Source organism: Paraburkholderia sediminicola (assembly GCF_046030555.1).
GTDB classification, from domain to species: Bacteria; Pseudomonadota; Gammaproteobacteria; order Burkholderiales; family Burkholderiaceae; genus Paraburkholderia; species Paraburkholderia sediminicola_E.
On sequence record NZ_JAQQCH010000054.1, the window covers coordinates 1 to 6,188 of the forward strand.

Here is a 6,188-nt window from a genome sequence, read left to right on the forward strand (position 1 = left end):
CGCTTCCGCGACGGCCGGCGCCGGTGCGACAGTAGCTGCGGCCGCTTTCGGTTTGGTCGCCACCTCGGAGCGCAACTGCTTCACCTCCTTCTGCAGTGCGTTGAGCTGGGCCTGGAGCGCCTTGATCTGGTCGCTGGTGGCGTCTGCCATGGCAAAGCCTGGCAAACTCCCCGCCACCAACAGACAGATGAGCTTCTTTCTCATGCAAATTCTCCTTATTGGTCGTATTGCAAAAGGACTTCTTATGCGCTTGCCGTATCGAGCGACTTCCGTACGGCGGCTTGTTGTGGTGCTGACGGCAACGGGTCAGCGGCCTCGGCGAGTGCGAAGGCCATCTGCATGTCGCGATTGCGCTTGCGCTCACGCACCTGCATCCAGCGGTTGACGGCGATCACCCCGATCGTCACCGTGGTGATGAAGATCGTGGCGAGCGCATTCATTTCCGGATTCAAACCGAGGCGTACACGCGAGAACACGACGAGTGGCAGCGTGGTCGAGCCCGGACCGGACAGGAACGCGGACAGCACGAGATCGTCGAAAGACAGCGTGAACGACAGCAGCCAGCCGGACATAAGCGCCTGCGAGATCAGCGGCAACGTGATCAGGAAGAACACCTTGAAGGGCGTGGCGCCGAGATCGAGTGCGGCCTCCTCGAGCGACTTGTTCATTTCCTTGATACGCGATTGCACGATGATCGCCACGTACGAGACGCACAGCATCACGTGGCCGATCCAGATCGTGAAGAGGCCACGACCCTTCGGCCAGCCGAGCATCTGTTCGAGCGCGACGAACAGCAGCAGCAGCGAGATACCCTGAATCACTTCAGGAATCACGAGCGGCGCGTTGATCATGCCGGCGAACAGCGTGAAGCCGCGAAAGCGTCCGAAGCGGGCCAGCACGAAGCCTGCCCATGTGCCGATCACGACGGAGGCAAACGCGGTCATGAGACCGATTTTCAGCGACAGCCATGCTGCATTGAGCAGTTCGTCGTCTTGCAGCAGGGCGCCATACCACTTGAGCGAAAAGCCGGACCAGACCGTGACGAGCTTCGACTCGTTGAATGAATACACCACCAGGCTGATGATCGGGATATACAGAAACAGAAACCCGAAAGTCAGCACACTCGTAGATAGCGTCTTATTAGGCTTGATCATTTCGCGCCCTCCAGTTCCTTGACCTGGTAGTACTGGAACACGGCCATCGGCACGAGCAGCAGTAGAACCATGGCGACGGTGACAGCGGATGCCATCGGCCAGTCCATATCGTTGAAGAATTCATCCCACATCACGCGGCCGATCATCAGCGTGTCGGCGCCGCCGAGCAGTTCAGGAATCACGTACTCGCCCACCGCCGGAATGAACACCAGCAGACTGCCGGCGATGATGCCGTTCTTCGACAGCGGCAAGGTGATGCGCGTGAACGCCGCCCAGGGTTTGCAACCGAGGTCGTAGGCCGCTTCGAGCAGCGTCAGATCCATCTTTACCAGGTGCGCATAAAGCGGCATCACCATGAACGGCAGGTACGAATAAACCATGCCGATATAGACGCCAATATCCGTGTGGTAGAGCCGCAACGGCGAATGAATCATGCCGATCGCCATCAGCGTGTGATTGAGCAGGCCGTCGTCCTTCAGGATGCCGATCCATGCGTAGACGCGGATCAGGAACGATGTCCAGAACGGCAGCATCACGCCCATCATCAGCAGGTTGCGTCGAGCCGGTTCCGAGCGTGCGATGTAGTACGCAATCGGATAGCCGATCAGCAGGCAGAAGAAGGTCGAGACAGCCGCCATTTTCAGCGAGCTGATGTACGTCGCGACGTACAGATCGTCCTGCAGCAGGAACGCGTAATGGCCGAGCTGCATCGCGAAGTGCACCATGCCGTCCTTGACCGTCACGAGATCCGTGTACGGTGGAATGCCCAGGCGCAGATCGGCGAAGCTGATCTTCAGCACCAGCACGAACGGCAACGCGAAGAACACAAAGAGCCACAGGAACGGCACGCCGATCACGGTCGTGCGGCCCGACGGCACCAGCGTCGCGAGGCGTTTTTTCAGCGAGCCGAGCAGGCGGCTGCCGGACGGCGCGCCGAGCGCCGCGGGGGAGGTAGTGGGATTGCTCATTGCGTCAGCACCACGCCGCTAGCCGGCGACCAGTAGACGAACACGTCGTCGTTATAGGACGGCGCACCTTCGCTCATCAGGTGCGAGCTGGAGAGATTCGACACGACCGTCTTGCCGCTCGGCAGGCGCACGTGATACAGCGAATAGCTGCCCATGTAGGCGACGTCCGAGACCACGCCGCGCGCCCAGTTGTGCGGCGTCGCGGGTTTTTCGAGCGAGACCTTCACGCGTTCCGGGCGCACCGAGATGCCCACCGGCATGCCGAGCGGCCCGGTAATGCCGTGGCTCACGTAGATGTTCGTTTCGAGGTCTTCGCTTTCGACGAAGATGTGGTCCGGTTCATCCGCGACCACGGTGCCTTCAAACAGGTTGGTCGAGCCGATGAACTCGGCCGAAAAGCGGCTGTTCGGAAACTCATACACCTGGCTGGGCGAACCGATCTGCACGATGCGTCCTTCGCTCATGACGGCGAGGCGCCCGGCCATCGTCATGGCTTCTTCCTGATCGTGCGTCACCATCACGCAGGTCACGTCGACCTTCTCGATGATGTTCACCAGTTCGAGCTGGGTCTTCTGGCGAATCTTCTTGTCGAGCGCCGACATCGGTTCGTCGAGCAGCAGCAGCTTGGGGCGCTTGACGAGTGAGCGGGCCAGCGCTACACGCTGCTGCTGGCCGCCCGACAACTGGTGCGGTTTGCGCTGCGCGTATTTGCTCATCTGCACGAGATGCAGCGCGTCGGCGACGCGTTCCTTGATCTCGTTCTTCGGTGTGCCTTCCTGCTTGAGACCGAAGGCAATATTCGCTTCGACGCTCATATGCGGGAACAGCGCATACGACTGAAACATCATGTTGACAGGCCGCTTGTACGGCGGCATCGCGGCGAGATCTTCGCCGTCGACGAAAATGCGCCCGGACGTAACCGACTCGAGCCCTGCGAGCATGCGCAGAAGAGTGGACTTGCCGCAGCCGGAGCTGCCGAGCAGCGCGAACAACTCGTTCTTTGCGATGCTCAGATTGACGTTGTCGACAGCGATGCTGTCGCCGAATTTCTTCACGACATTTTCAATGCGAACGAATTCGTCCGTTTTCGATTTTGTCGTCGGTGCGGGGCGGGCCATCTGGGCGGCGCCGGCCGCGCTATTTAAGGTCGTCGAGTTCATGATGTAACCATTCCTTGCGGATCACGAGCGCAAGTGTCTCCATACGAGTCGCGGAAAGCGGCTCGCACGATGCGCTGCGATCGGAAAACATGGGACTGCGCGCAGGTGGGACGCTAAAAGCGCGCAGGCTGACTACAGTGACTGCCATTCATGCGCTCAGGGTTCAAGCGATCCCTGAGCGCGGGATCAAAAGTTTTAGTTTGGCTTAATCAATGGCCGGTTTTAAGCTGCGCCCAAAGACGATTTTCCAGGCGCAGGATGTCGGTCGGCATCGGCTTCATCAGCGTCATTTTGCTCAGCACGTCGTCGCCCGGATAAACGGTCTTATCCTGCGAGACCGCCGGCGTGACGAACTGGCGCGCGGCCTTGTTCGCAGTCGGATAGAACACTTCATTGGTGATTGCGGCATTGACCTTCGGATCCGAAATGTAGTTGATCCACTTCAGCGCGGCTTCAGGATGCGGCGCATCTTTCGGGATCACCATCACGTCGAACCACAACAGGCCACCTTCCTTCACGTTCGAGAATTTGATCTGATACGAACGCTTGGCTTCTTCGGTGCGGCGGCTTGCAATGCCGACGTCGCCCGACCATCCCACCGCGACGCAAACGTCGTTGTTGGCGAGGTCGTTGATGTAGCCGGAGGAATTGAATTGGGTGATATACGGGCGGACTTTCTTCAGCACTTCGAAAGCGGCCTGATAGTCTGCAGGGTTGGTGCTGTTCGGATCTTTATGCATGTATTGCAGCGTGGCGGCGAATACGTCGACGGCCTGGTCGAGGAACGACACACCGCAGCCTTTCAGTTTCGACAGATTGGCCGGATCGAATACAAGGGCCCAGCTATCCACCGGCGCATTCGCACCGAGTGCTTTCTGGATGGCCTGCACGTTGTAGCCGATACCGTCTGTACCGTATGCCCAAGGCACCCCATACTGGTTGCCCGGATCCGCGTCGGAGATCATCTTCATCAGCACAGGGTCGAGGTTTGCCAGGTTCGGCAGCTTCGATTTGTCGAGCTTCATGTATACGCCGGCCTGAATCTGCTTGGCCATGTAGTTCGACGTCGGCACCACGATATCGTAGCCGGAGCTGCCCGCGAGCAGTTTGGCCTGCAACGTATCGTCGCTATCGTAGTTGTCGTACTTGACGTGAATGCCGTCCTGCTTCTCGAAGTTCGAAATCGTGTCCTTCGCGATGTAGTCCGACCAGTTGTAGACATTCAGTTCCGTGTCGGCCGCAAGGGCCGGCGTAACCGACAACGCCGCAAAACCCGTGAAGGCGAGAAGCGCGGCCCCCGCGACCGCATGACGAAGATGACAAACGCTCATGGTTTTTTCCCTTGATGTGGAGAACCGGCATGAGCGCGTATCGTGGGTGTGCTCATGCCGGAACGAACTGCCGTTACGAAATTCCGAGTTGTTGTGCGGTCGCGTCGATAGCGTACTTCGCCTTCGAAACGATCTCGTCGATTTCCAGCTTGTTGATCACGAGCGGCGGCGACAGCAACATCCGGTCGCCGGTGGCGCGCATGATCAGGCCGCCGTTGAAGCAGAAGTCGCGGCAGATCGTGCCGACGTCACCGCCATTGGTGAAACGCTTGCGCGTTTTCGGGTCTTCCGCGAGTTGCAGACCGGCTACCAGACCCGCGCCGGAGATTTCGCCAACGATCGGGTGGTTGGCGAAGGTGTCACGCAACTTCTTCTGGAAGTACGGACCCGTGTCGGTCTTGACGCGCTCGACGATCTTCTCGTCGCGCAGCAGCTTCAGGTTGGCAACCGCGACAGCCGCGGCGACCGGATGCCCGGAGTAGGTGAGCCCGTGATTGAAGTCGCCGTGCTCGATGATCGCTTTGGCCACGCGATCATGCAGGCCGACCGCGCCCATCGGCACATAGCCGCTCGTCAGGCCCTTGGCCAGCGTGATCAGATCCGGCTCGAAACCGAAGTGCTGATGCGCGAACCATTCACCGGTCCGGCCGAAACCGCCGATCACTTCGTCGGCGACCAGCAGGATGTCGTACTTGCGGCAGATGCGCTGGATTTCCGGCCAGTACGTCGAAGCCGGGAAGATCACGCCACCCGCGCCCTGGAAAGGCTCACCGATAAATGCGGCCACGTTGTCCGCGCCGATTTCGAGAATCTTCGCTTCGAGTTGCTGCGCACGGGCCAAGGCGAATTCTTCCGGCGTCAGATTACCTTCTGCTTCACCGAAGAAATACGGCTGGTCGATATGCACGATGTTCTCGACCTTCGAAGGCATCTGTTCATGCATGTAACCCATGCCGCCCAGCGTGCCGCCTGCGATCGTCGAACCGTGATAACCGTTCTTGCGCGAGATGACGAACTTCTTCGCGTGCTTGCCCTGCGTCGCCCAGTATTGATGGACGATGCGCAGCACGGTGTCGTTGCCTTCCGAACCGCTGTTGCAATAGAAGAAGTGGTTGAACGGTTCCGGCGCCAACTCAGCGAGCAAGGCCGACAACTCGATCACCGGCGGGTGCGTCGTTTTGAAGAAGGTGTTGTAGAACGGCAGTTCCTGCATCTGGCGGTACGCTGCGTCGGCCAGTTCCTTGCGGCCATAACCGACGTTCACGCACCACAAACCGGCCATGCCGTCGATGATCTTGTTGCCGTCCGAATCCCACAGGTACACGCCCTGAGCCTTAACGATCACGCGGCTGCCGGCGCGATTGAGCGAGCCCATATCCGAAAACGGATGGATGTGGTGTGCGGCGTCGAGCGCGCGATATTCGGCGGTGCTGCGTTGCTGCGTGGCCTGCGCGCTTGCGGCGGCGCTGGGTTGAATGGCCGGTTGCACGTAAGCGACTTCTTCTGTTCTGTAGCTCATACTGCCTCCAATTTTTTCGCGTTTGCTGGCGACGTCATGATTAAAGACCTTGGGTC

General features: G+C 59.4%; 6 protein-coding genes. All 6 read right to left on the reverse strand.

What is annotated here, in order from left to right; genetic code table 11:
- A partial coding sequence (locus tag PQQ52_RS34450) for a DUF3138 family protein (protein ID WP_408221477.1) occupies positions 1–204 on the reverse strand: 204 nt, incomplete at its 3' end.
- 38 nt (positions 205–242) lie between these two features.
- Positions 243–1,154, reverse strand: coding sequence for an ABC transporter permease subunit (locus tag PQQ52_RS34455; RefSeq protein ID WP_408221479.1), 912 nt, complete (start codon positions 1,152–1,154; stop codon positions 243–245).
- Positions 1,151–2,122, reverse strand: a complete 972-nt coding sequence (locus tag PQQ52_RS34460; RefSeq protein ID WP_408221481.1) for an ABC transporter permease subunit — start codon at positions 2,120–2,122, stop codon at positions 1,151–1,153. The genes PQQ52_RS34455 and PQQ52_RS34460 overlap by 4 nt, the downstream gene beginning before the upstream one ends.
- Positions 2,119–3,282, reverse strand: a complete 1,164-nt coding sequence (locus PQQ52_RS34465) for an ABC transporter ATP-binding protein (protein ID WP_408221483.1) — start codon at positions 3,280–3,282, stop codon at positions 2,119–2,121. The genes PQQ52_RS34460 and PQQ52_RS34465 overlap by 4 nt, the downstream gene beginning before the upstream one ends.
- 209 nt (positions 3,283–3,491) lie before the next feature.
- On the reverse strand, positions 3,492–4,613 hold the full coding sequence (locus PQQ52_RS34470; protein ID WP_408221485.1) for a polyamine ABC transporter substrate-binding protein: 1,122 nt from the start codon (positions 4,611–4,613) through the stop codon (positions 3,492–3,494).
- Between the two features lie 73 nt (positions 4,614–4,686).
- Entirely contained in the window at positions 4,687–6,132 is a 1,446-nt protein-coding gene (locus PQQ52_RS34475; RefSeq protein ID WP_408221487.1) for an aspartate aminotransferase family protein, read from the reverse strand.
- Positions 6,133–6,188: the final 56 nt, after the last annotated feature.